Consider the following 23,708-nt stretch of genomic DNA (forward strand, 5'->3'; position numbering starts at 1 on the left):
GATTACGCGACGTCCTTCCTCACTCGGAACCACGCAGCATACAGGGCCGGCAGGAACAATAGGGTCAACGCCGTCGCCACAATCAACCCGCCCATGATTGCCACCGCCATCGGCCCGAAGAATACGCTGCGTGACAGCGGGATCATCGCCAGCACCGCCGCCAGGGCTGTAAGAACAATCGGACGGAAGCGACGGACGGTGGCTTCGATGATCGCCTGCCACGGCGCCAGGCCGGCCTTGATGTCCTGTTCGATCTGGTCCACCAGAATCACCGAGTTACGCATGATCATGCCCGACAAGGCGATGGTGCCCAGCATGGCCACGAAGCCGAAGGGCTGGCGGAATACCAGCAAAAACAGCGTTACACCAATCAGGCCCAGGGGCGCCGTCAGAAACACCATCGCCGTGCGTGAGAAGCTGCGCAGTTGCAGCATCAACAAGGTCAGTACCACCACGATAAACAGCGGCACGCCAGCCTTCACCGAGTTCTGCCCACGGGCGGAGTCTTCGACGGTGCCGCCAACGTCCAGCAGGTAACCGTCCGGCAGTTCAGCGCGCACGCCTTCAAGCGTCGGCAGAATCTGTTGAACCAGGGTCGCCGGTTGGTCCTTGCCGTAGATGTCGGCGCGAACGGTGACCGTCGGCAGGCGGTTACGGTGCCAGATAATGCCCTCTTCGAAGCCGTACTCCAGGGTGGCGATCTGTGACAGCGCTACGCTTGTGCCGTTGTCGGTCGGCACGGCCAAGCTCGGCAGCAGGGACAACTCGGTGCGCTCATGGACCGTGCCGCGCAGGAGGATTTCGATCAACTCGTTATCCTCCCGGTATTGGCTGACGCTGGAGCCGGTCAGAGAACTCTGCAGGAATTTCGACAGGTTGGCGGTGCTCACGCCAAGGGCGCGGGCGCGGTCCTGGTCGATATTCAGGTACACGATTTTGCTCGGTTCTTCCCAATCCAGGTGCACGTTGACCACGTGGGTATTTTCGCGAACCTTGGCCGCCACTTTCCGTGCGAGGGCGCGGACTTCTTCGATGTGTTCGCCGGTTACTCGAAATTGCACCGGATAGCCCACGGGCGGGCCGTTCTCCAGGCGCGTGACCCGCGAGCGCAGGTCCGGGAACTGTTCGTTGAGGGTTTCGATCAGCCAGGTGCGCAGGCTTTCGCGCTCTTCGATGGTCTTGGCCAGCACCACAAATTGCGCAAAGCTGGCCGCTGGCAGCTGCTGGTCCAGCGGCAGGTAGAAGCGCGGCGAACCGGTGCCCACGTAGGCCACGTAGTTGTCGATACCGGCGTGCTCCTTGAGCAGCGCCTCCAGGCGTTTAACCTGATCGGCGGTATTGCTCAGGGAAGTGCCCTCGGCGAGCTTGAGATCAACCATCAGCTCCAGGCGCCCGGAGGCCGGGAAGAACTGCTGCGGCACAAAGCGGAACAGCGCGACCGAGCCAATAAACAGCAGCAGGGTCAACACGATCACGGTTTTGCGCCGACGCACACACCACTCCACCAAACGCCTTACTCGCTGATAGAAAGGTGTGCCGTAGGGATCCGGACCGTCGGTGCCGTGCTTGGCTGCGTGAATCTTCGCCAGATCCGGCAGGAGTTTTTCCCCCAGGTACGGCACAAACACCACGGCTGCGACCCACGACGCCAGCAACGCAATGGTCACCACCTGGAAGATCGAACGGGTGTATTCGCCGGTACTCGATTGCGCAGTGGCAATCGGCAGGAAGCCTGCCGCCGTGATCAGCGTACCGGTGAGCATCGGGAAGGCGGTACTGGTCCAGGCGAAACTCGCGGCTTTAAGCCGGTCGTACCCCTGCTCCATTTTGATCGCCATCATTTCCACGGCGATGATCGCGTCATCCACCAGCAGTCCCAGGGCCAACACCAACGCGCCAAGTGAGATCTTGTGCAAGCCGATACCGAGGTAATACATGCTCGCAAAGGTCATCGCCAGCACCAGCGGAATCGCCAGGGCGACCACCATGCCGGTGCGCACACCCAGGGAGAAGAAACTCACCAGCAAGACGATGGCCAGTGCCTCTGCCAACACTTGGACGAATTCTCCGACGCTGGTTTTTACCGCTGCCGGTTGGTCCGACACCTTGCGCAGTTCCATACCTGCCGGAAGGTTCTTCTGCAGGCGTGCGAATTCGCCTTCAAGCGCCTTGCCCAGCACCAGAATGTCGCCACCGTCGCGCATGGCCACGGCCAGGCCGATGGCGTCGGCGCCCATATAGCGCATGCGCGGTGCCGGCGGGTCGTTGAAGCCACGGTGGATGTCAGCCACGTCGCCGATACGGAAAGTGCGATCACCGACACGAATCGGGAAATTGCGGATCTCTTCCACCGTCTTGAAGTTGCCCGACACGCGCAATTGCACGCGCTCACTCGGGGTTTCAAAGAAGCCGGCGGTGGACACCGCGTTCTGCTCTTGCAACGCCTGCTGCACGGCGGCCAATGGCAGACCGAGGGTGGCGAGCTTGAGGTTGGACAACTCGATCCAGATCTTCTCGTCCTGTAGGCCAAGCAACTCGACCTTGCCCACATCCGGCACGCGTTGCAGCTGAATCTGGATACGGTCGGCGTAGTCCTTGAGCACCGCATAGTCGAAACCGTCGCCGGTCAGCGCGTAGATATTGCCAAAGGTAGTGCCGAATTCATCGTTGAAAAATGGGCCCTGGATATCCGGCGGCAAGGTCTGGCGGATGTCGCTGATCTTCTTGCGCACCTGGTACCACAGCTCGGGAATCTGCGCCGAGTGCATGGAGTCGCGAGCGATGAAGGTGACCTGGGACTCGCCCGGCCGCGAGAACGAAACGATGCGCTCGTACTCACCGGTCTCCATCAGTTTTTTCTCGATACGCTCGGTGACCTGGCGCGAGACTTCCTGGGCTGTGGCCCCGGGCCAGTTGGTCTTGATGACCATGGCCTTGAAGGTAAAGGGCGGGTCTTCACTTTGTCCCAACTTGGTGTAGGACAAGGTGCCGACTACGGCCAGCAGGATCATCAGGAACAGAACAATCTGGCGATTACGCAACGCCCATTCGGAAAGATTGAAACCCATCGGGGACTACTCCTTGGCCGCCAGATTCACCACCCGGTTGGAGCGATCCACCGGGCGCACTTGCTGGCCCTCGTGGAGCACATGCACGCCGGCGGCAATTACCCAATCAGTGGGGTTCAAGCCTTCGAGCACCGGTACGGTGTTTTCGCCAAAGGCGCCAATACGCACCGGTGTGCGCTTGAGGGTGTTGTCCGGCTGTACGCGCCAGACGTAGGCAGCACCGTTCTCTGCACTGAGGGCAGACAGCGGCACCGACAGCGCAATGACGCCATCGGCCTGGATGAACACACGGGCGCTCTGGCCCAGCTCTGCCGGAACTTTGCCGCCGGTGAAGGCAACACGCGCAGCAAAGGTGCGCGACTTGGGATCGGCTGCGGGCGACAGCTCACGAATGCGCCCGGCAAAGCGTTGGCCCGGCTGGCTCCACAGCTCGACGGCGACCGGCTGGCCTATCTTGAAGCGGCCAAAACCCTGCTCCGGCAAGCTGATCAGCACTTCGCGCTCGCCATCGGTGGCCAGGGTGAATACTGTTTGCCCGGCGGAAACCACCTGGCCGACTTCCACCGCACGCTTGGCAACCACACCGTCCTGTGGCGCGCGCAGCACGGCGTAACCGGCCTGATTGCTGGACACGTTGAACTCAGCCTTGATCTGCTTGAGGCGCGCTTCGCCGGATCGGTAGAGGTTTTCGGAATTATCGTACTGGGAACGGCTGACCATCTGACGGTCCATCAGGGTCTTGTAGCGATCGCGCTCGGCGCGCACCAGGCTCAAGTTGGCCTCGGCGGCGGCCACCTGCGCACGCGTAGCCTCCAGTTGCAGGCGCACATCCTGAGGGTCGAGTTCGGCCAGTGGCTGGTTGGCCTTGACGCGCTCACCCTCCTCCACCAGCCGTTTGCTGACTTTGCCACCGATGCGAAAGGCCAGGTCCGGTTCGTAACGGGCCCGCACTTCGCCAGGGAAACTGTCCATCGCCAGCGCCGAGGGCTGCGGCTGCACCACCATGGCCGGCCGAACAGGGGTGTGAGCCGCTTCTTCATGACCGCAGGCGGCCAAGAGGAAAATCAGGCTGGCAGGCAACGCAAAGGGCAGGAAAGTACTGCGCATGCTCAGGGACCTTTCGCAAAGGGAGCTTGGAATAATTATACTGGCCAGTATGTTATTAATACCAAACTCGCCAGTCCAGTATTAAAGGTAAAAATGTCCGACAATCCTGTAAACACCAATAGCCCCGGGCGTCCCAAGGACATGGCGAAACGCCAGGCTATCCTCCAGGCAGCAAAAGTGCTGTTTTTGAGCAATGGCTACGCCAGTACCAGCATGGATGCCGTGGCCCTTGAGGCCGGCGTGTCGAAGCTGACCGTCTATAGCCACTTCACCGACAAGGAAACCCTGTTCACCGCCGCCGTGGTCGCCACATGCGAAGAGCAGTTACCGGTGATGTACTTCGAGCTGCCGGAACACGTACCTGTAGAGACGGTGTTGTTGAATATCGCGCGACGGTTCCATCGCCTGATCAACAGCGAAGAGTCAGTGAACCTGCATCGTCTGATGATGACCACCGGGAATCAGGACGTGAAACTTTCACAGATCTTCTTCGAAGCCGGCCCGATGCGCATGCTGCAAGGCATGGAGCGCCTGCTTGGCAACATCGACCGCAGCGGCGCGCTGAGCATCGACAAGCCGTTCAAGGCCGCCGAACACTTCTTCTGCCTGCTCAAGGGCACGGCGAATTTCTGCCTGTTGTATGGCTGTGGCGGCCAACTGAGCGAGGCCGAGGCTGAAGCTCATGTGCAGGAAGTGGTGGGGTTGTTCATGCGGGCCTACACGCCCTGACCGACATCCCGTGGCGAGCGAGCCTGTTGTGGCAAGCGGGCCTGTTGTGGCGAGCGGGCTTGCCCGCGTTGGGCCGCGAAGCGGCCCCCGTTAAGAGCGCCGCGTTTGCTCGTGTAGACCGAGGTGCTTGGTTTTGGGGCCGCTTCGCAGCCCAACGCGGGCAAGCCCGCTCGCCACAATAAGCCCGCTAGGCCCGCTTGCCGCAACACGCGTGATCTTCAGGGTTTGAGGGCTTTTTTCGGGTAGATGTCATAGCGGCTGGATTTACCGTCCAGCGCATGGCTCGGCTTGGGCCCGTCGATACACGGTGCTTTGCGCGGACGCTTGACCACCACGCGGTGGCTGGCCAGGGCCAGGGCCGCAGCGAGCAAGGACGGTGCGTCCGGGTCATCACCGACCAGCGGGCGGAACAGGCGCATTTCCTTCTTCACCAGGGCGGTTTTCTCACGGTGAGGGAACATCGGGTCGAGGTAGATCACCTGGGGCGGCTCGCCTTGCCAGTTGAGCATTACGTCGATGGAGTTGCCCTTGAGCAGCGTCATGCGCGCCACGATCGGCGCCACCTCGAAATCCTCCGACGCTCGTGCCAGGCCGTCTTCCAGCAAAGCGCCGATCAGCGGCTGACGTTCAATCAGGCTCATCTCGCAGCCCAGGCTGGCCAGCACGAACGCGTCCTTGCCCAGCCCCGCCGTGGCGTCCAGCACCCGCGGGCGTACGCCTTGGGCGATGCCCACGGCTTTGGCGATCATCTGCCCGCTACCACCGCCGTACAAACGTCGATGCGCTGCGCCGCCTTCCACAAAGTCGACCCGCACCGGCCCTGGCGCGTCAGGCCCAAGCTGTTGCAGCTGTAGGCCTTGCTCACCGACTTGCAGGGAAAAATCCGCATCGGCGAGCTGGAGAGGCAAGCCCAGCAGCGCCGCCCACTGCTCGGCGCGCGCCTGGAAACCTTCGGCCAAGGCCTCGACCTGGATGCGGCTGGCCGCGGGTTGTTCGCTCATCAATCACTACGCTCAAAAATATTAAGGATCGGCAAAAAGCGGCCGATAAAAACAACAGTCAGGTATTTTGCCAGAGCTGAGCGTCGACCGAGAAAAATGTCAGACATTCTTCCCCTAACCATCGGTGTACTGCCGACCCACAACCACTACGGCCTGCGCAATACTCAAGCGCTGGCCGGGGTGAGCCATGTGTGGCAGGACTTCTTCGCCCGGGCGCTGGCCGAGCAGCTCGGTGAAACGCCGGACGCGCTCGCCGCCAAGGCCCCTGCGCCAGCAGACCCGACGGTAGAGCCGAGTGAGGGCGCTGACCTGTTGTCGCAGATCCTCACCCAGCGTGAGTGCGATGTAACCGACACCGAGATCGCCCCGCCTGAGCCGCTGTTCCTGCCGATTGCCGAGTTTGAGACTGAGCTGCTGCCTCCGGCCGCTACGCCATTCCCAGAAGAAGAAATCGTCGCCCAGCAACGCCAACAGAATTTCGAAAGCGGCTGGGTCCGCCCTATCGTGCTGACCGCCGGCCAGCCTGTGCCAGAGCCAGGCCCGGCGCCGGAACCACGCCCGCTGCACCTGCCGATTGCCGAATTTGAACTGGACCTGCTCCCGCCGGCTGCCACGCCGTACCCGACCGAAGAACTGATCGCGCAGCAGAAAGCCCTGGATTTCGATTACTACTGGGCTCGCCCATTGATCGCCAACAACCTGCGCCTTGCCGCATAAGCCTAGCGGCACACGCCCCAACGGCCCATATCCAGATGAAAGTGGTTGCGATGCGCGGCGTTGTAGTCCGGGCTCAATACGACATTGAAAGCGTCGCAGGCCCCGTCACGCGCCTGACGCAGAAACCGCGCGCTATCGCCCTGCCCCGGCCAATCCTTGAGCACACTGATACTGCGCCCGTCCGCCAAGCGAAAGCCGGCGATATCCAGGGCATTCGCCGAAGCGTGCTGGCTGAGTCGCCCCTCGGCACGGTTATACACATTGCGACAGGCAAAGCTGCCCAAGTGCTCGACCCGCGTCACCGCCTGACCAAACACCGCCTGGGCCGCCGGTTGCAGGCTATGGCGCTCGAACAGGGCAAACGCGACGGCCAGCGGGCAACTGGCGAGAAAGCTGCTGCTCAACGCCACCTCAGCGCCCTGCACGCGCAAGACATTGCGCAATGGGCACGCGGCATCGTCCGCCGTATCCGCTTGATGACTGACGCGCAGGCCGGAGGTTTTCAGCACCTGGTCGCACAGCGCCGGGTCATTCTGTAAACGCCCCAGCTTGAAACGCGTCAACAGGTTCGGGCTGTCGCGCACGTCCAGCGGCGCCCAAGGGTTCCACTCAGCCGGCAACGGCACCCAACCGCGCCACACACCCACGGCGAAAGCGCCGCCGAGCAACAGCAGCACACCGATCACTTTGGAAAAACGCACTGTTTAGTCCTTGAAGAACTGTTTGGCCTGACTGAACGGCATCTTGCGTTCGGTGAACGTGAACGTGCCCAGTTCATAAACCTCCTGCGCCGCCCGGTAGAACTCGCCATACGCCGCCAAGGCCATGGCCGAGCCGACACTGATACGCCGCACGCCCATCGCGCTCAACTGCGCCACGCTGAGGTTCAAGCCGCCGGACATCAACACGTTAACCGGCTTGGGCGCGACGGCTTTGACCACCGCCAGCACTTCCTCGGCACTGCGCAGGCCGGGCGCATACAGCACGTCGGCACCCGCTTCGGCGTAGGCCTGCAGGCGGCGGATGGTGTCGGGCAAATCCAGGCGGCCATGCAGGAGGTTTTCCGCGCGGGCTGTCAGCGTAAAGGCAAAAGGCAGGCTGCGGGCGGCAGCGACGGCGGCTTCCACGCGCTCAACCGACAGGTCAAAGGGATAGATCGGGTCGACCGCGATACCGGTGGCATCTTCGATGGAGCCACCGACGATACCGCAGGCAGCGGCGCGCAGGATGGTTTGGGCGCAGCCTTGGGGGGTATCGCTGAAACCGTTTTCCAGGTCGGCGGCCACCGGCAACGCAGTCGCGCGGACAATCGAGCCAGCATTGGCCAACGTGTCCTCCAGCGACAGCGCGCCCTCGGCATCCGGCCGCCCCAGGCTGAACGCATACCCCGCGCTGGTGGTGGCCAGGGCTTCGAAACCCAGGCTGGCCAGCATGATCGCCGAGCCGGCATCCCACGGATTGGGCATCACAAATGCGCGATCACGCTCATGCAAGGCCTTGAAGGTTTCGGCGCGAAGGGTTTGGGCATCCATGACTGACTCCTGGCGGGCAATGAACGCCTAGAGTAACCCCAGTTGCTCCGCTGCGGGTTCTCGATCCAGGGTCGGCAACGCCGGCAAGCCTGGCAAACGCGCCATCAACATGCCGTGAAAGCGCAGCGCCAGTTGCGCGGCGAGGCGGTTATCGGAGGTGTGCAGGAACACGTAGGGCGTGCGCCCCTCTTCGATCCAGCCAGCGATTTTTTCCACCCAGGGGATCAGGAACGGGTCATTGGCCGTCAGCTCCGGATGGCCGATAAAACGCACTTGGGGGAACAGGGTCAGCGCCGCCGGGCGCGGTGGCACCTTGGGCTTCTTCGATTGGGCATGCAGCACGGCGGCCGCGGTGGAGGTGCAGCTGAACAGAGGGCGAGAGTCGAGGCAGATACGTTCAACGCCACGGTCGCGCAGCAGGCGGTTGAGCATGCGCTCGGCGTCGCCTTTGGCGAAGAACTCTTGGTGGCGCACCTCGACTGCCAGGGGCCGGTCCAGCCCATCGATAAAACCCGCCAGTTCGCCGAGGCGCTGCGGCGTAAAATTCGCCGAGAGCTGCAGCCACAGCGGTGAGACGCGCTCACCCAACGGGCTCATCAGGCCGACGAAGCTTTCCGCTGCCGGTAGCTGCTCACGCAAATCGCCGTTGTGGCTGATATCTCCTGGGAATTTGGCCGTGAAGCGAAAATCCTCGGGCATGATCTCGGCCCAGCGCTGCACAGTGGCGGCCGAGGGTCGGGCATAGAACGTGGTGTTGCCTTCAACGGCGTTGAAGACCTGGGAATAGAGGGCGAGGTAGTCGTTGGAGCGGGCATCGGCGGGGTACAGGTACTCGCGCCAGGCGTTTTCGCTCCAGGACGGGCAACCGATGAAATAAGGCAAAGGCATCAGATGTGAATGTCGAGGCCCAGCACTTCCATATCCCATTCGACAAAGCCGGCGGTGGTCAGGTAACTGGCCAGGGCGGTCGCAACGCTTTTGCTCATGGAACGTGGGAAGACCATGTCCTGCTGACGGGCCGGAAGGCCGCTGATACGTGCCTGGGAGCTGGGTTGCGCATCGGCTTGGACTTCGATGAAGTCCGGCGAGTCCTCGACGGAATCGTCCACCGTGGCGTTTGCCTTACGCGGCTTGCGCTTGATTGGGTAGGACTGTGAGGAAAAACCATCAATACGCATAGGCGCGAACTCGCTATCAGTAATGGCATTTTAGTGGCGCAATCCGTAGCGCGCAAATGCTCTGGTGATAACTAGAACACATAATTTGAAAAAGGTTTAAAGCAGGGGGCAAATTCTGACGATTGGCGCAGTTCGCGGCGCGTTTGATATCAATTGGCTTCTAGTCTGAGGGGGCTGCTTCGCAGCCCAACGCGGGCAAGCCCGCTCGCCACGACAAGCCCGCGCATCAGATTTAGAGGCCGCGCTCGGCTTTGGTTTGCGCGACTTTATCGCGCAGATACACCGGTGCAGCCTGGTCGGCAGGGATCGCCTCGCCGCGCTCAAACGCGAAGCGCGCCAAGGTCAGCAAATCTTCCGCATGGGGCAGCATTGCCGCGTCCTGGCCCACGGGTGACACGCCGATACGCTCGCCATAGCCCCAGCCGGTGCCAGCGCCGAACCAGTCACCGCTGGCGCCTTCCGGCACTACCGAGGCTTCTGGCGGTTGCACGGCCTCAACGCCCACCAGGCGCATTTCGCCGGCGGTTTCGCGGTAGCAGCCCCAGTAGACTTCATCCATGCGCGCATCAATCGCGGCCGCCACTTGGGAAGCGCCGTGTTCGCGCAATGCGCGCTGGGCCAGCACTGCCAAATTGGACACCGGCAAAACCGGACGCTCCAGCGCAAAGGCCAGGCCCTGCACCACGCCGATGGCAATACGCACCCCGGTAAACGCCCCCGGGCCACGGCCAAAGGCAATGGCATCGACCGCCGCCAGGGTGGTCCCTGCCTCTTCCAGCAGTTGCTTGATCATCGGCAACAGCTTTTGCGCGTGCAGGCGCGGGATCACCTCGTAGTGGCTGGTTACCTTGCCATCGTGCAGCAAGGCAACGGAGCAAGCTTCAGTCGCGGTGTCCAGGGCCAGCAGGGTGCTCATCGGTGTGGGTGTCCAAGTTGAAAAAAAGTGCGCCAGTATAAACAACAACGGCCCGCAAGCGGGCCGTTAGCATGCAGCCGAGGCATTGATCAGCTCAGTGCTTGCAACACCTTGGCGGTGATGGCTTCTACGGAGCCAACGCCCGGGATGTGGCTGTACTTGGGCTTGCCCTGGGCAGCGGACAGCTTCTGGTAGAAATCCACCAGCGGCTTAGTCTGGGAATGGTAGACCGACAGGCGATGGCGCACGGTTTCTTCCGTGTCGTCCTTGCGCTGTACCAGTTCTTCACCAGTGATGTCGTCCTTGCCTTCAACCTTAGGCGGGTTGTAGACCACGTGGTACACGCGGCCCGAGCCTTCGTGAACGCGACGACCGGCGATACGCTGAACGATTTCTTCGTCTTCAACGGCGATTTCGACCACGGCGTCCAGCTCGACACCGGCCGTCACCAGGGCTTCAGCCTGGGGAATGGTGCGCGGGAAGCCGTCGAACAGGAAGCCGTTGGCGCAGTCTGGTTGCGCGATACGGTCCTGGACCAGGGCGATGATCAGATCATCGGACACCAGGCCACCGGCATCCATGATGCTTTTGGCTTGAACGCCCAGCTCGGTGCCGGCTTTTACCGCAGCGCGCAGCATGTCACCGGTGGAGATTTGTGGAATGCCGAATTTTTCAGTGATGAACTTTGCCTGAGTACCTTTACCGGCCCCGGGAGCTCCCAGCAGAATGACGCGCATCGATGTGCTCCTCAATTTTTTATAGAGATGACGCTCGGATTCGCCGCGTGGGGCCAATCTCGTAATAAATAGGTGGCTCGTAAAAACATACGGGCCCAAGCCGCCCAAACGGCCAAAGGCTGATCAAGATACACAGCGGGCCCAAAGCACACAAGCCGCCGAAAGTCGCAGGAACCCACGCCGCGCATGCGTCACAGGTTGGGTGTGCCTGAGTGCAACCGGCTGCGCAAACGCCGACCGCCCGTTTCCGGGCGACCGTCGTGGTTCTTCTGCAAGCCGTTGAGAACACGCAAAAAATCTTAACCGGTGTTGCGTAATCCGGCGGCAATACCTGCCACGGACACCAGCAGCGCCTGTTCCAGAGGGCTGCCCTGCTCGGCGTCTTGTTGGCGCGAGCGCGCCAGCAACTCGGCCTGCAACAGGTGCAGTGGGTCGAGGTAGGTATTACGCAGGCGGATGAACTCCAGCGTGTCCGGGCTATGCGCCAGCAGTTGCGACTGGCCAGTCAAGCCAAGCACCACACGGCATGCCTGCGACAATAGGTCGCGTAAGTGCGCACCCAATGGCAGCAGGTCCGGCTGCACCAGGCGCTCGTCATACAGCCGCGCGATATCCGCGTCAGCCTTGGCCAGCACCATTTCCAACATGTCGATGCGGGTGCGGAAGAAGGGCCACTGCTCGCGCATCTGCCCCAGCAGCTCACCTTCCCCACGCTCCAAAGCCTTGCTCAGCGCGGCTTCCCAGCCAAGCCAGGCGGGCAGCATCAGGCGCGTCTGGGTCCAGCCGAAGATCCACGGGATAGCCCGCAAGCTTTCAATCCCACCCGCACGGCGCTTGGCCGGGCGACTGCCCAGGGGCAAGCGACCCAATTCCTGCTCCGGTGTCGATTGGCGGAAGTACTCGACGAACTGCGGATTTTCCCGCACCACGGCGCGGTAAGCGCTGACACCGTCCGCCGCCAATTCGTCCATCAAATGGCGCCAGGCCGGTTCAGGAGGGGGCGGCGGCAACAGGGTCGCCTCCAGCACTGCGGCCAGGTAGAGGTTGAGGTTCTGCTCGGCGATGTCCGGCAGGCCGAACTTGAATCGGATCATCTCGCCCTGTTCGGTGGTACGGAACCGCCCCGCCACCGAACCCGGCGGCTGCGACAGGATCGCCGCGTGGGCCGGGCCGCCGCCACGCCCGACGGTGCCACCGCGACCGTGGAACAACAACAGTTCCACCTGCTGCTCGCGGCAGATATCCACCAGGCGTTCTTGAGCCCGGTACTGTGCCCAGGCGGCGGCCGTGGTGCCGGCGTCCTTGGCCGAGTCGGAGTAGCCGATCATCACTTCCTGCGGGCCCTGCAACCGTGAACGGTAGCCGGGCAGCAGCAACAGTTGTTCGATAACCGGACCTGCGTTATCCAGGTCGGCCAGGGTTTCAAACAACGGCACCACGCGCATCGGCCGTTGCACGCCCGACTCTTTAAGCAGCAGTTGCACCGCCAGCACGTCCGACGCCGCACCGGCCATGGAAATGACATAGGAACCGAGCGACGCCGCTGGCGCGGCAGCCACTTCCTTACAGGTGTTGAGCACTTCGGCGGTATCGGCCGATGGCTTGAAATAGGCCGGCAGCAGCGGACGACGGTTGGCCAGTTCCTTCATCAAGAAGCTGATACGGGTGTCTTCGTCCCAATCCTCGTAACGCCCCAGGCCGAGGTAATCGGTGATTTCGGTCATGGCCGCCGAGTGACGGCTGGAATCCTGGCGCACATCCAGGCGCACCAGGAACAAACCAAACGTCACCGCGCGGCGCAGGCAATCGAGCAACGGGCCATCGGCAATCACGCCCATGCCGCATTCGTGCAGCGATTGGTAGCACAGCTCCAGCGGGTCCAGCAGGTCGCGGTTGTTCTGCAACACCGCCGCAGGCGCCGGGGTGCTGGCGGTGAGCGAGGTGTGTGCCCATTGGCGGGTTGCACGCAGGCGCTCGCGCAGCTGCTTGAGCAGCGCGCGATAAGGCTCGACGCTGTCGCCTACCTGAGCCTGCAACGCCGCGCTGGCATGCTGCATCGACAGCTCAGAGGCCAGGTGATCGATATCGCGCAGGTACAAATCGGCGGCCATCCAGCGCGCCAGCAACAGCACCTCGCGGGTAACCGGCGCGGTGACATTCGGGTTGCCGTCGCGGTCGCCGCCCATCCACGATGCAAATCGGATCGGCGCCGCTTCCAGCGGCAAGCGCAGGCCGGTGGCGGCATGCAAGGCCTGGTCAGCCTTGCGCAGGTAGTTGGGGATGGCATGCCACAGCGAATGCTCGATCACCGCAAAGCCCCATTTGGCTTCGTCCACGGGGGTGGGCCGGGTGCGGCGGATTTCTTCGGTGTGCCAGGCTTCGGCGATCAACCGTTGCAGGCGCTGGCGGATCTGCTCGCGCTCGGCGGTGGTGAGGTCGCGGTGATCCTGCAGCGCCAGTTGTGCGGCGATCGCATCGTACTTTTGGATCAGGGTGCGGCGCGCCACTTCAGTGGGGTGGGCGGTGAGCACCAGTTCGATCTCCAGGCGCCCCAATTGACGGGCCAGGGACTCATTGCTGTGACCTTCGCTTTGCAGGCGGGCCAGCAACTCCGGCAACACGCGCGACTCGAATGGCGCCGGTTGCGACTCATCACGCCGGTGGATCAACTGGTACTGCTCGGCGATATTGGCCAGGTTGAGGAACTGGTTGAACGCCCGGGCCACGGGCAGCAGCTCGTCTTCCTGCAACTGGTTGAGGCTGGCGCTCAGTTCATCGCCAGCGGCTTTCTCCGCAGCGGCGCCGCGTCGATCAGCCTTGGCGCCTTTGCGGATCTGCTCGATCTTGTCGAGAAAATCATCGCCGTACTGCTCTCGAATGGTGTTGCCCAACAGCTCACCCAGCAGGTGAACATCCTCACGCAAGCGTGCATCGATATCACTCATCAGCCAATCTCCAGCCAGAAATCCGGGACGCGCAGGTCTGCCAGAGTGCCGCCAGCATCGTTTTATGACAAGACTTTAAACCTTGTGAGTTGCAGCTAGTCTCAACACTGAGTCGCCGCGTTTAGCCACGCAAGCGGCTGGTCACTCATCACCCTTGAGGTTGCCATGAAAATTCGAGAACTGGCCCAGCATTGGGAAGAGAACGCGAAGGGTCGCCTGACCAAAACCGACTACGCGATCCACTTGGATGTCGAAGCTGCCGCGCGGTTGGCGGCCATCGCCGAAATGTACCCCAAGCGCAACACCGAAGAACTGCTCGGCGAGCTGATCGGCGCCGCCCTTGAAGAGCTGGAAGCGAGCTTCCCCTACGTCAAGGGCCAACAGGTAATCGCCACCGACGAAGAGGGCGACCCGTTGTACGAAGACGTCGGCCCTACCCCACGATTTCTGACGCTGTCACGTCGTTATCTACACGATCTGGCGGCCAGTGCCGACGAATCCAAGCACTGACACGCCGCTCTACATCCTGGTAATCCCCTTGTATTCCGGGCCTTTCACAGGCTCGGGGTACCGTTGCGCGTGGTAAAAGTTCCAACTTTTAAACGCTGACCATTCAGTCAGATATTTTTTTAGGCAAATCGCCATCTTCTCTGAACTATTCAAAAAAGCCTCCGGTCACAGCCAGTAAGCCATCACTTGGAACGGCCGTTTGAACAGGTGCCCCACGCTTAACCGCCAGGCCCGCCGCCGCTGACCCTTTACGATGGATTTTGATGTTTTTCAGGAGTAATCCAATGGAGTTGAAGACGATGAAGACCAGCACTGCCAAATCCTCGTTTAACCACCTGCGCGGGCTCAAATTGGCCGCGCTGGCAATCGGCACCAGCTTCGTTTTGGCTGGCTGCGCCGGCAACCCACCGACCGAGCAATACGCCGTGACTCAATCGGCTGTAAACAGCGCGGTCAGCGCCGGCGGCACCGAGTACGCAGCAGTTGAAATGAAGTCGGCTCAGGACAAGCTCAAGCAAGCCGAGATTGCCATGCACGACAAGAACTACGACGAAGCCCGTCGCCTGGCTGAACAAGCCGAGTGGGACGCTCGCGTCGCAGAGCGTAAATCCCAGGCCGCCAAGGCTGAACAGGCTGTGAAGGATTCCCAGAAGGCAGTTGACGAGCTGCGTAAGGAAGGCATGCGCCCGGCTGCTATCCAGCAGAAATAAGCCGCTTGCCCTGACTGCATCGCACCTGATATCGAATTGAAAGGACGACACGACTATGCGTAAACAATTGATGATCCCTGCCCTGCTGGCGATGAGCGTTGCCTTGGCGGCCTGCTCCACCCCGCCGAACGCGAACCTGGAAAACGCACGGACCAACTTCTCGGCCCTGCAAACCAACCCGCAAGCCACCAAGCTCGCCGCCCTTGAAACCAAGGACGCCAGCGAATGGCTGGACAAGGCAGACAAGGCCTACCGCGACAAGGAAGACGAGAAGAAAGTCGACCAGCTGGCCTACCTGACCAACCAGCGTGTTGAAGTGGCCAAAGACACCATCGTGCTGCGCGAATCCGAAGCCAAGCTGAAAAACGCTGGCGACGAACGTGCCCGCGCCCTGCTGGACGCCCGTGATGCGCAGATCAAGCAGCTGCAAGACAGCCTGAACGCCAAGCAGACCGATCGCGGCACGCTGGTAACCTTCGGTGACGTGCTGTTCGCCACCAACAAGTCCGACCTGAAATCCAGCGGCCTGGTGAACATCACCAAGCTGGCGCAGTTCCTGCGCGATAATCCGGACCGTAAAGTGATCGTCGAAGGCTACACCGACAGCACCGGTTCCGATTCGTACAACCAGAGCCTGTCCGAGCGTCGTGCAGCCTCTGTACAACGTGCACTGGCTCAGCAAGGCGTGGACATCTCGCGCATCGTGACCCAGGGCTATGGCAAGGAATACCCGGTTGCCGATAACGGCAGCGTGTCGGGCCGCGCCATGAACCGCCGCGTTGAAGTGACCATCTCCAACGACAACCAGCCGGTTAAACCACGTTCTTCCGTCGCTAACTGATGGATTGACGCGGGATAAAAAAACCCACCTTACGGTGGGTTTTTTTTGCCTGTCAGCCGCCGACTTTGCGGCCGGTGTCATCGTCCGGCATCATGGCTTCCATGCCTTGACGACCGGCCATCAGCTTCTGGAGCATCTCTGGGTCCATCTGACCTTCAGAACCGCCAGAACCGCCAGAGCCTTGCGAACCGCCACCGCCGCCGAGAGCGCCGCCAGCAGCCTTCGACAACATCTCCATCAGCATCTTCATGGGGTCCAGTTTGTCTTTCTCTTCAGCACCTTGCTTGCCTTGCGCGCCGCCCTGCTCCAGGCTTTCTTGCCCCCTGGCCATGCCCAACATTTTGCCGATAGCACCAATGTCCATCATTACGCTCCAAGATTCGTTATTCGTAAGAAACCATCAGCAACACTGACAAACCAGTCAGTGGCTTCTTACGCGATACGGTTCCAGATATTTCCGCAATGAGGCGTGGTGGCTGACGGGCGAGCTACTGCTGCAATTGCGGGGTTTCCTGACCCAAGCAGCGCACAGCCTGCTTCTTGTTATTAACCAGAACACCGCTCAAGCCCTTCTGCTCGGTATCAAACATCACCAGCACGCCATCCACGCACTGCGCCACTTGGGCGGCCGGGGTGAGCGAGATTTTGTAGTCCTCGCCCGGCACGGTCTTGAGCAGGGTGAAGTCGCTGAGCAGCAACGCATCTTGGGGTTTGGCGAAGTGCAGGTAGCCGTAGTACCAGAGGCAACCGACGGTACCGATGATGGTGCCGATGCCGGTGAGGATCAGCGGGATCATGTTGCGTTCTTCACTCATTGCGGGTTCTCTGATGAATCAACATTGGGACGTGGGTAATTCGGGATTTCGCCCAGGCGGCGCAGGCCGTTGAAGTGCTGCGGGTCATCCAGGTAACGCAGCATCACGGTTTGCCAGGTCTTGTCGGCAAAGGTCTGCACATGCCCACCCCGGGTCAACTGCAACACCCGTGGCGGCGGCGCGGCCTGGTACAGGCGGATGCCATTGGCCACGGGCACGATCGGGTCATCCAGGCTGTGAAACAGCAGCTTGGGCACGCCGGTCAGGCGGGGCATCGCATGGATCGCACTGTCAGCGTCCGGCACCAGCCAGGACAACGGCACCTGCAAGGGCCATGTTAACCAGGAGGTACTCAGCGCGAATTGTCCTACGTCACGGTAACTGGCCGGCACGCCGTCCAGCACCAGCGCCTTGAGCTGCGCCTGTCGCTCCGGGTGGGCCGCCAGGTAATGCACCGCCAACGCACCGCCCAGGCTTTGGCCGAGGACGATCAGCGGTTGGCCCTGGGTGTCGGGGGCCTTGTCGATCCAGCTGAACGCGGCGTCAATGTCCTGGTAAATCGCCGGCAACGAGGGTTTGCCTTCCGACAGCCCATAACCGCGATAGTCCAGCAGCAAGACCTGATAGCCCTGCTCCGGCAGCCACCAACTGCCGCCCAGGTGCCAGGCCAGGTTGCCGCCGTTGCCATGCAGGTGCAGCACCGTACCCTTGAGCGGCACGCCGGATTTGGCCGGCAGCCACCACGCGTGCAGCTTCACACCGTCGGCAGTGGTGAGGGTGACGTCGCGGTACTGCAGGTGGGCTTTTTCCGGCGTGAACGGCAGGCCGGGCTCGGGGTAGAACAGCAGCGAGCTGCAGCCGTTCAAGGTGAGTAGCAGGCACAGAATGCCGAGGATTCTCATCCGTTGAAGCCTCGTGAATGGGTGGGTAATCGATCTTACAGGCTAGTGGAGATCAAATGTGGGAGCGGGCTTGCTCGCGAATGCTGTGTGTCAGCGAACATATTCGGCGCTGACCCACCGCATTCGCGAGCAAGCCCGCTCCCACATTTTTGATCCGGTTTCGCCCGGAAAATCCATTTAAAGAATATTCGAGTAATCCGCCTCGATCCGGTCCAGGCTCAGGTGGTTGAGGAAGTTTGAGAAACACATCCACGCCGCCAGTGCGTTCATGTCACGGAACTGCTCCGGCAGGTACTTGGGCGGCACCACCAGGCCCTCGTCCACCAGTTGGCGCAGGGTGCGCATGTCTTCCAGGGTGGTCTTGCCGCAGAACAGCAGCGGCACTTGTTCCAGCTTGCCTTTGCGCACGGCCAGCTGGATGTAGTTGTAGACCATGATAAAGCCCTTGAGGTAGGACAGGTCCTTGGTGAACGGCAGGCCGTTCGGCACAGAGCCGCGGAAAACCCGACTGGCATTGCCGTAGCTTTCGGCCACTTCAAAGCCTTGCTCGCGGAAGAACTCGAACACCTGCAGGAAATCCGCGCCCTCCTCCACCATATGGATGGCGCGGGTACGGTTGGTCAATTTACGCAGGCGGCTCGGGTAGGAGGCAAAGGTGATGATCTCCATCAAGATCGCCAGGCCCTCCTGGGTCACGGTGGACGACGGCGGCCCCTTGGACAGGAAGGTGCAGATCGGCTGGTTCTGGCCATTGAGCGTGGTGCCCACGTGCACCAGGCCCTCGTGCACTTCGAGGGCGCGCACGTCGCGGTCGTTGAACATCGCATCGGCGCGGATCTTGATGTAGTCGGCCCCCGCCGCGGCGTCGGCGACGATACCGTCGGACTCGAACACGCGGATGGTCTCTTCAGCCTCACCAAATACCTTGTTCAGTCGGGTTTGCAGCAACGCCACGGCGTCTTTGGCGGTGAGAGTCTTGGCTTCGTCCTTGAGGTCGCCACGGCCGTCGATATTGTTCAGGTAGTCGGAGAGCATCAGGCCCAGGTCAGCCAGGGTCGGGTCGCCCGCGTGGAAGGCATCGGAGGCGGCGCCATACAGTTCCTGGGAGATCAGGCCGAAGTCCTCGGTGCCGCGCGCTTCGAGCATACGCACCACCATGCGGTACTCACGGCACATGCGGCGCATGATCTGCCCCACCGGGCTGAACTGGCCGAGGCGGCGGGTGATGTCGCGTTCGATGTTCTGGAACTCCAGCTTGACTGCGCTGGAGTCAAAGGCAAGCGGGCGGTTCAGGTAATAGTCGCGGTCCACCTTGGGCATTTCCTTGCCCTTGCCCTTGAGGAATCCCTGGCGAATGTTCTCGTCCCACTTCACGGCGTCGAGGACGCGAATCGGTGTTTGTGCCAGCACAATGCGATCAGACAAGGTGCGTATCGTCTGCTGGTAATCGTCCACCCGGTGCTTCCTCTTAAAACGTTATTTGCCCGCGCGCCGGTAGCGCACGGCTTCAACGAACACATCGGCGTTGGCCGGGTCATCCAGGTAGGCAAATACCTGGCTCATCGGGCTATCGATCAACACCCCGTCGCCTTCGACGGTTTCCACGGTATGGCCGCGCAACGCCTGCTGGCCTATGGCTTGGTGGACCTGCTCCAGGTCCAGGTTGTAGACCACCAATTCGTGTTTTTCGTCGATTTCAAATCCCGCCAGGATGAACTGCCCGCCGAGCTTGGCGGGCAACGGCGCCGACAAATACCAGCGACTGCCATGGCGCGACACCGTAAACAGGTACTCATCACGCTGGCCCGGCTTGGCTGTAGGGTAGCTCACGGCTTTGTAGTGGTGTTTACCCGCACGGGTGATCTGCAGGTTCAGCGGTTCGCCCCAGGCATTTTTGCTGGCCCACTGGCCCAGCAGTTCATCCGGCGCGGCCTCGCGCGCGGGCAGCGGGTCCTTGAAGGTCACGAGGCAACCGCTCAACAGCAGGAACACGGCGATTAGCGCGACACGCCAGGTTTTCATTGAACACCCCATCAGGTGTGGGAGCTGGCTTGCCTGCGATACAGGCACCTCGATACTTCAGGTAAACCGAGGTGATGCTATCGCAGGCAAGCCAGCTCCCACATAAAGCAGATCGCGCATAGGCTTGGCTAGACCGAGGCCAACACCAAATGCATGTAACGCTTGAGGATCTCAAGCATCTCGTCAGCGGTCAGAGGCTCTGCTCCGCCCAACAGGCACTGATATTCCATCCGACCGATTATCGCCGTCAACACTTTGGCATCCTGTTGCGGCTCGCGCGAGCCCAATACCTGGAAAAACTGCCCGGTGCCCTGCAACAGGATCTGCTGATGGGAACGCACCAACTCCGCGAGGCGCGGGTTGAGCAAGGCTTCCTGGCGAAAGGCCTGCTCGGCCATCAGGTGGTCGCGACGGTTGCTCAGTTGGCGCTGCACGTAATCGGCGGTCAGCCGCGCAATATCGTCGGCCAATTGCGAGCGCGACGCCGCGCTGCCATCGCCGTAGGCGACCATCTCGCGCAGCAGGCCTTCATTGCGCACCCAGAGCTTGCCCATGAAGGCGGCGCTGCGTTCCACGTATTGAGCGAAGGTATCGGTGAGCAGGTCATCGATATCCTTGAAATAGTAGGTGGTGGCCGACAACGGCACCCCCGCCTCCGCCGCCACCGCGCGATGGCGCACGGCGCGCACGCCCTCGCGCACCACAATGCGCATGGCCGCATCGAGAATGTCTTGCCTGCGTTGCTCGCTGCCCCGACGACTGGCCTTGCGGCCCTGGTACTGGACGCTTTCAGCCACGGCAGCGGCAATGCCGGCGGCGCCTTCTTGAGCGATTACGCGGTTCACCACACACATCCTTGAATAGATCAAAACCTGGCGCTGTTTGCTTGACGCTTATAAACGCCGCATAAAAAAGCCGCCTTATAAAAGGCGGCTTGGGATATCGCTACGGTTACGCTTGTGGCCGCATGTGCGGGAACAAGATCACATCGCGGATCGACGGCGAGTTGGTCAGCAACATCACCAGGCGGTCGATACCGATACCTTCACCGGCCGTTGGCGGCATGCCGTATTCCAGAGCGCGGACGAAGTCGGCATCGTAGTGCATGGCTTCGTCATCGCCGGCGTCCTTGTCGGCCACCTGGGCCATGAAGCGCTCGGCCTGGTCTTCCGCGTCGTTAAGCTCGGAGTAGGCGTTGGCGATTTCGCGACCGCCGATAAACAGCTCGAAACGGTCGGTGACGTTCGGGTTGTCGTCGTTGCGACGGGCCAGCGGCGACACTTCGAACGGGTACTGGGTGATGAAGTGCGGCTGTTCCAGCTTGTGCTCCACCAGCTCTTCGAAAATCATCACCTGCAGTTTGCCCAGGCCTTCGAAGCCCAGCACCTTGGCGCCGGCTTTCTTGGCGATCGCGCGGGCCTTGTCGATGTCGTTGAGGTCGTCGGCGGCCAGCTCAGGGTTGTACTTGAGGATCGAATCGAACACCGACAGACGCACGAACGGCTCGCCGAAGTGGAACACCTTGTCGCCGTACGGCACGTCGGTGCTGCCCAGAACCAGCTGCGCCAATTCGCGGAACAGTTCTTCGGTGAGGTCCATGTTGTCTTCGTAGTCGGCGTAGGCCTGGTAGAACTCCAACATGGTGAATTCCGGGTTGTGACGGGTCGAGACGCCTTCGTTACGGAAGTTGCGGTTGATCTCGAAGACTTTCTCAAAGCCACCCACTACCAGGCGCTTGAGGTACAGCTCTGGCGCGATACGCAGGAACATTTCCAGGTCCAGCGCGTTGTGGTGGGTTTCGAACGGCTTGGCTGCAGCACCACCGGGGATGGTTTGCAGCATTGGGGTTTCCACTTCGAGGAAGTCCCGCGCCATCAGGAAGCTGCGGATGTGCGCGATAACCTGCGAACGCACGCGGAAGGTCTGACGCACGTCTTCGTTGACGATCAGGTCAACGTAGCGCTGGCGGTAGCGCTGCTCGGTGTCGGTCAGGCCGTGGTGCTTGTCCGGCAGCGGGCGCAGCGACTTGGTCAGCAGGCGCACGTTGGTCATCTCGACGTACAGGTCGCCCTTGCCGGAACGGGCCAGGGTGCCTTCGGCGGCGATGATGTCGCCCATGTCCCAGGTTTTCACCGAGGCCAGGGTTTCTTCAGGCAAGGTTTTGCGGTTGACGTAGACCTGGATACGCCCGGTCATGTCCTGGATCACCATGAACGAGCCACGGTTGAGCATGATGCGACCTGCCACCTTGACCGGGATCGCAGCCTCTGCCAGCTCTTCCTTGGTCTTGTCCGCGTACTGTTTCTGCAAGGCATCGCAGTAGTTTTCGCGGCGGAAGTCGTTGGGGAAGGCGTTACCCTTGGCGCGCTCGGCAGCAAGCTTTTCCTTGCGCAGGGCGATCAGGGAGTTTTCTTCCTGTTGCAGGGCCTGGTCGAGTTGTTGGTCGCTCATGTCTTTAAATTTTCCATCACAGGTTCGTTGCCCCAGCCTGTGGCTGGGGATCGCGGGGCAAGGACTAGGCGTCCCCCCCGCTCCCACAGAGGGTGTTACAGGCCTGATTTCAGGCTGGCTTCCAGGTATTCGTCGATATCGCCGTCGAGTACCTTGTCACAGTCGCTGCGTTCGATGTTAGTGCGCAGATCCTTGATCCGCGACGCATCGAGCACATAAGAACGGATCTGGTGACCCCAGCCGATATCCGACTTGGTGTCTTCCAGCGCCTGCGAAGCCGCGTTGCGCTTCTGCATTTCCTGCTCGTACAACTTGGCCCGCAGCATTTTCATGGCGGTGTCCTTGTTGGCGTGCTGGGAACGTTCGTTCTGGCAGCTGACCACGGTGTTGGTCGGTACGTGGGTGATACGTACGGCCGAGTCAGTGGTGTTTACGTGCTGACCACCGGCACCGGAGGAACGGTAGGTGTCGATACGCAGGTCGGCCGGGTTGATCTCGATCTCCACCTTGTCGTCGATCTCTGGCGAGACGAACACTGCAGAGAACGAGGTGTGGCGACGGTTGCCGGAGTCGAACGGGCTCTTGCGCACCAGGCGGTGCACGCCGATCTCGGTGCGCAGCCAACCGAAGGCGTATTCACCCTTGATGTGCACGGTCGCGCCTTTGATGCCGGCGACTTCACCGGCCGACAGCTCCATGATGGTGGCGTCGAAACCGCGTTTGTCGGCCCAGCGCAGGTACATGCGCAACAGGATGTTGGCCCAGTCCTGAGCTTCGGTGCCGCCGGAACCGGCCTGGATGTCCAGGTAGGCGTTGTTCGGGTCCATTTCGTGGCTGAACATGCGACGGAATTCAAGCTTGGCGAGGTTTTCCTCGAGACGGGCCAGCTCGGCGACGACATCGCCCACTGCGCCTTCGTCGTTTTCTTCGACGGCCATGTCCAGCAGGTCACGGCAATCGGCCAGACCGGTGTTCAGTTCGTCGAGGGTGTCGACGATCTGTGCCAGCGCAGCGCGCTCGCGGCCCAACTCTTGGGCGTATTCAGGTTTGTTCCAGACAGCAGGATCTTCAAGCTCGCGATTGACTTCGGTCAGACGCTCGTGCTTTTGATCGTAGTCAAAGATACCCCCGAATAGTTTCGGAGCGCTCGGACAGGTCCTTGATGGTGTTAAGGATCGGGTTGATTTCCATGGCGGGCAGCACTCGTTGGCGAACTTTTGAAAGCCGGCGAGTATAACGGCAAATGGGGGGGAGCGGCAGCCCGCTGGGCGAAAAGGCTCGAGGGTGGAGGTTGGATTGGATTGGATTGGGGGCATATCCGTTGCTGGGGTAACGGCTGAGTATGGTTCCGCCCTTACGGCGGGTCACTTTTGGAAAAGAGCCCCAAAAGTAACCAAAAGGGCTCTTGCCCCACCACTCGGCACCTCGCCTCCGGCTCGGTGTGCCCGCACGCAGCCTTGAATCCGTGGGCCGCCGCGATGGGCCATCCTTGGCCCAGCGCGGCTAACCCGGCGTCCTGCCGGGTTA

Annotated in this window: 24 protein-coding genes; 5 read left to right on the forward strand and 19 right to left on the reverse strand. The window is 61.5% G+C overall.

What is annotated here, in order from left to right:
- Nucleotides 1-2: 2 nt before the first annotated feature.
- Nucleotides 3-3,068, reverse strand: coding sequence for an efflux RND transporter permease subunit (locus GIW02_RS18690; protein WP_236411855.1), 3,066 nt, complete (start codon nt 3,066-3,068; stop codon nt 3-5).
- 6 nt (nt 3,069-3,074) lie between these two features.
- Nucleotides 3,075-4,175 (reverse strand): efflux RND transporter periplasmic adaptor subunit, encoded by a 1,101-nt coding sequence (locus GIW02_RS18695; protein ID WP_236411854.1) that lies wholly within the window; start codon nt 4,173-4,175, stop codon nt 3,075-3,077.
- 93 nt (nt 4,176-4,268) lie between these two features.
- Between GIW02_RS18695 and GIW02_RS18700 the strand changes: the two genes are divergently transcribed.
- Nucleotides 4,269-4,904: a TetR/AcrR family transcriptional regulator gene (locus GIW02_RS18700; RefSeq protein WP_236411853.1), complete on the forward strand. Its 636-nt coding sequence runs from the start codon at nt 4,269-4,271 to the stop codon at nt 4,902-4,904.
- 218 nt (nt 4,905-5,122) lie between these two features.
- On the opposite strand, the gene GIW02_RS18705 is transcribed toward GIW02_RS18700, so the two are convergent.
- On the reverse strand, nt 5,123-5,905 hold the full coding sequence (locus tag GIW02_RS18705) for a class I SAM-dependent methyltransferase (protein WP_236411852.1): 783 nt from the start codon (nt 5,903-5,905) through the stop codon (nt 5,123-5,125).
- 96 nt (nt 5,906-6,001) lie between these two features.
- Between GIW02_RS18705 and GIW02_RS18710 the strand changes: the two genes are divergently transcribed.
- Entirely contained in the window at nt 6,002-6,622 is a 621-nt protein-coding gene (locus GIW02_RS18710) for an energy transducer TonB (RefSeq protein WP_236411851.1), read from the forward strand.
- A gap of 2 nt (nt 6,623-6,624) precedes the next feature.
- On the opposite strand, the gene GIW02_RS18715 is transcribed toward GIW02_RS18710, so the two are convergent.
- From GIW02_RS18715 to ppc, 7 genes are all read right to left on the reverse strand, one after another.
- The gene (locus GIW02_RS18715) at nt 6,625-7,323 is read right to left on the reverse strand and encodes an extensin family protein (protein WP_236411850.1); all 699 of its coding nucleotides are present in this window, start codon (nt 7,321-7,323) and stop codon (nt 6,625-6,627) included.
- A gap of 3 nt (nt 7,324-7,326) precedes the next feature.
- Nucleotides 7,327-8,154 (reverse strand): isocitrate lyase/PEP mutase family protein, encoded by an 828-nt coding sequence (locus GIW02_RS18720; protein WP_236411849.1) that lies wholly within the window; start codon nt 8,152-8,154, stop codon nt 7,327-7,329.
- Between the two features lie 27 nt (nt 8,155-8,181).
- Nucleotides 8,182-9,042 (reverse strand): DUF72 domain-containing protein, encoded by an 861-nt coding sequence (locus GIW02_RS18725; protein WP_236411848.1) that lies wholly within the window; start codon nt 9,040-9,042, stop codon nt 8,182-8,184.
- A complete protein-coding gene (locus GIW02_RS18730) occupies nt 9,042-9,332 on the reverse strand; it encodes a hypothetical protein (RefSeq protein ID WP_236411847.1) in 291 nt (96 codons plus the stop codon). The genes GIW02_RS18725 and GIW02_RS18730 overlap by 1 nt, the downstream gene beginning before the upstream one ends.
- A gap of 232 nt (nt 9,333-9,564) precedes the next feature.
- Nucleotides 9,565-10,248, reverse strand: coding sequence for a tRNA (adenosine(37)-N6)-threonylcarbamoyltransferase complex dimerization subunit type 1 TsaB (gene tsaB / locus GIW02_RS18735; RefSeq protein ID WP_236411846.1), 684 nt, complete (start codon nt 10,246-10,248; stop codon nt 9,565-9,567).
- 89 nt (nt 10,249-10,337) lie between these two features.
- The gene (gene adk / locus GIW02_RS18740; protein WP_101267187.1) at nt 10,338-10,985 is read right to left on the reverse strand and encodes an adenylate kinase; all 648 of its coding nucleotides are present in this window, start codon (nt 10,983-10,985) and stop codon (nt 10,338-10,340) included.
- Between the two features lie 299 nt (nt 10,986-11,284).
- Nucleotides 11,285-13,930 carry a phosphoenolpyruvate carboxylase gene (gene ppc, locus GIW02_RS18745; protein WP_236411845.1) on the reverse strand — a complete coding sequence of 882 codons (2,646 nt, stop codon included), beginning with the start codon at nt 13,928-13,930 and terminating at the stop codon, nt 11,285-11,287.
- A gap of 165 nt (nt 13,931-14,095) precedes the next feature.
- Between ppc and GIW02_RS18750 the strand changes: the two genes are divergently transcribed.
- Nucleotides 14,096-14,440: a pilin assembly protein gene (locus tag GIW02_RS18750; RefSeq protein WP_236411844.1), complete on the forward strand. Its 345-nt coding sequence runs from the start codon at nt 14,096-14,098 to the stop codon at nt 14,438-14,440.
- A gap of 145 nt (nt 14,441-14,585) precedes the next feature.
- Here the strand turns inward: GIW02_RS18750 and GIW02_RS18755 are convergent, their stop codons facing one another.
- Nucleotides 14,586-14,753, reverse strand: coding sequence for a hypothetical protein (locus GIW02_RS18755; RefSeq protein ID WP_236411843.1), 168 nt, complete (start codon nt 14,751-14,753; stop codon nt 14,586-14,588).
- Here GIW02_RS18755 and GIW02_RS18760 point away from each other — a divergent pair.
- Both GIW02_RS18760 and GIW02_RS18765 read left to right on the forward strand, forming a co-directional pair.
- Nucleotides 14,740-15,150: a DUF4398 domain-containing protein gene (locus GIW02_RS18760; protein ID WP_173390380.1), complete on the forward strand. Its 411-nt coding sequence runs from the start codon at nt 14,740-14,742 to the stop codon at nt 15,148-15,150. The genes GIW02_RS18755 and GIW02_RS18760 overlap by 14 nt on opposite strands.
- 55 nt (nt 15,151-15,205) lie before the next feature.
- Nucleotides 15,206-15,991, forward strand: coding sequence for an OmpA family protein (locus tag GIW02_RS18765; RefSeq protein WP_012722563.1), 786 nt, complete (start codon nt 15,206-15,208; stop codon nt 15,989-15,991).
- Between the two features lie 52 nt (nt 15,992-16,043).
- Here GIW02_RS18765 and GIW02_RS18770 read toward each other — a convergent pair whose 3' ends face one another.
- From GIW02_RS18770 to prfB, 8 genes are all read right to left on the reverse strand, one after another.
- The gene (locus GIW02_RS18770) at nt 16,044-16,355 is read right to left on the reverse strand and encodes a hypothetical protein (protein WP_236411842.1); all 312 of its coding nucleotides are present in this window, start codon (nt 16,353-16,355) and stop codon (nt 16,044-16,046) included.
- 124 nt (nt 16,356-16,479) lie between these two features.
- Entirely contained in the window at nt 16,480-16,806 is a 327-nt protein-coding gene (locus GIW02_RS18775; RefSeq protein WP_236411841.1) for a hypothetical protein, read from the reverse strand.
- A complete protein-coding gene (locus GIW02_RS18780) occupies nt 16,803-17,708 on the reverse strand; it encodes an alpha/beta hydrolase (protein WP_236411840.1) in 906 nt (301 codons plus the stop codon). The genes GIW02_RS18775 and GIW02_RS18780 overlap by 4 nt, the downstream gene beginning before the upstream one ends.
- A 177-nt stretch (nt 17,709-17,885) precedes the next feature.
- Nucleotides 17,886-19,163 (reverse strand): flavohemoglobin expression-modulating QEGLA motif protein, encoded by a 1,278-nt coding sequence (locus tag GIW02_RS18785; protein ID WP_236411839.1) that lies wholly within the window; start codon nt 19,161-19,163, stop codon nt 17,886-17,888.
- 21 nt (nt 19,164-19,184) lie between these two features.
- Nucleotides 19,185-19,730, reverse strand: a complete 546-nt coding sequence (locus tag GIW02_RS18790) for a hypothetical protein (protein ID WP_236411838.1) — start codon at nt 19,728-19,730, stop codon at nt 19,185-19,187.
- 128 nt (nt 19,731-19,858) lie between these two features.
- Nucleotides 19,859-20,575 (reverse strand): TetR family transcriptional regulator, encoded by a 717-nt coding sequence (locus tag GIW02_RS18795; protein ID WP_236411837.1) that lies wholly within the window; start codon nt 20,573-20,575, stop codon nt 19,859-19,861.
- A 106-nt stretch (nt 20,576-20,681) separates the two neighbouring features.
- Nucleotides 20,682-22,181, reverse strand: a complete 1,500-nt coding sequence (gene lysS, locus GIW02_RS18800) for a lysine--tRNA ligase (RefSeq protein WP_236411836.1) — start codon at nt 22,179-22,181, stop codon at nt 20,682-20,684.
- A gap of 95 nt (nt 22,182-22,276) precedes the next feature.
- A protein-coding gene (gene prfB, locus GIW02_RS18805) for a peptide chain release factor 2 (RefSeq protein ID WP_095943132.1) occupies nt 22,277-23,372 on the reverse strand; the annotation gives its coding sequence in 2 pieces (ribosomal slippage) (nt 22,277-23,299 and nt 23,301-23,372; 1,095 coding nt in all).
- Between the last annotated feature and the right edge of the window lie 336 nt (nt 23,373-23,708).

The sequence above is a fragment of the Pseudomonas syringae genome, assembly GCF_021606685.1.
Taxonomy (GTDB): domain Bacteria; phylum Pseudomonadota; class Gammaproteobacteria; order Pseudomonadales; family Pseudomonadaceae; genus Aquipseudomonas; species Aquipseudomonas syringae_R.

What these genes read in the sequence shown, in the direction of transcription:
- GIW02_RS18730 (WP_236411847.1), bottom strand. Translation starts at nt 9,332, where the DNA reads ATGCGTATTGATGGTTTTTCCTCACAGTCCTACCCAATCAAGCGCAAG.
- GIW02_RS18690 (WP_236411855.1), bottom strand. Translation starts at nt 3,068, where the DNA reads ATGGGTTTCAATCTTTCCGAATGGGCGTTGCGTAATCGCCAGATTGTT.
- GIW02_RS18750 (WP_236411844.1), top strand. Translation starts at nt 14,096, where the DNA reads ATGAAAATTCGAGAACTGGCCCAGCATTGGGAAGAGAACGCGAAGGGT.
- GIW02_RS18725 (WP_236411848.1), bottom strand. Translation starts at nt 9,042, where the DNA reads ATGCCTTTGCCTTATTTCATCGGTTGCCCGTCCTGGAGCGAAAACGCC.
- tsaB (WP_236411846.1), bottom strand. Translation starts at nt 10,248, where the DNA reads ATGAGCACCCTGCTGGCCCTGGACACCGCGACTGAAGCTTGCTCCGTT.
- GIW02_RS18760 (WP_173390380.1), top strand. Translation starts at nt 14,740, where the DNA reads ATGAAGACCAGCACTGCCAAATCCTCGTTTAACCACCTGCGCGGGCTC.
- GIW02_RS18705 (WP_236411852.1), bottom strand. Translation starts at nt 5,905, where the DNA reads ATGAGCGAACAACCCGCGGCCAGCCGCATCCAGGTCGAGGCCTTGGCC.
- ppc (WP_236411845.1), bottom strand. Translation starts at nt 13,930, where the DNA reads ATGAGTGATATCGATGCACGCTTGCGTGAGGATGTTCACCTGCTGGGT.
- GIW02_RS18700 (WP_236411853.1), top strand. Translation starts at nt 4,269, where the DNA reads ATGTCCGACAATCCTGTAAACACCAATAGCCCCGGGCGTCCCAAGGAC.
- GIW02_RS18770 (WP_236411842.1), bottom strand. Translation starts at nt 16,355, where the DNA reads ATGGACATTGGTGCTATCGGCAAAATGTTGGGCATGGCCAGGGGGCAA.
- GIW02_RS18790 (WP_236411838.1), bottom strand. Translation starts at nt 19,730, where the DNA reads ATGAAAACCTGGCGTGTCGCGCTAATCGCCGTGTTCCTGCTGTTGAGC.
- GIW02_RS18780 (WP_236411840.1), bottom strand. Translation starts at nt 17,708, where the DNA reads ATGAGAATCCTCGGCATTCTGTGCCTGCTACTCACCTTGAACGGCTGC.
- GIW02_RS18710 (WP_236411851.1), top strand. Translation starts at nt 6,002, where the DNA reads ATGTCAGACATTCTTCCCCTAACCATCGGTGTACTGCCGACCCACAAC.
- GIW02_RS18775 (WP_236411841.1), bottom strand. Translation starts at nt 16,806, where the DNA reads ATGAGTGAAGAACGCAACATGATCCCGCTGATCCTCACCGGCATCGGC.
- lysS (WP_236411836.1), bottom strand. Translation starts at nt 22,181, where the DNA reads ATGAGCGACCAACAACTCGACCAGGCCCTGCAACAGGAAGAAAACTCC.
- GIW02_RS18695 (WP_236411854.1), bottom strand. Translation starts at nt 4,175, where the DNA reads ATGCGCAGTACTTTCCTGCCCTTTGCGTTGCCTGCCAGCCTGATTTTC.
- GIW02_RS18720 (WP_236411849.1), bottom strand. Translation starts at nt 8,154, where the DNA reads ATGGATGCCCAAACCCTTCGCGCCGAAACCTTCAAGGCCTTGCATGAG.
- adk (WP_101267187.1), bottom strand. Translation starts at nt 10,985, where the DNA reads ATGCGCGTCATTCTGCTGGGAGCTCCCGGGGCCGGTAAAGGTACTCAG.
- GIW02_RS18765 (WP_012722563.1), top strand. Translation starts at nt 15,206, where the DNA reads ATGCGTAAACAATTGATGATCCCTGCCCTGCTGGCGATGAGCGTTGCC.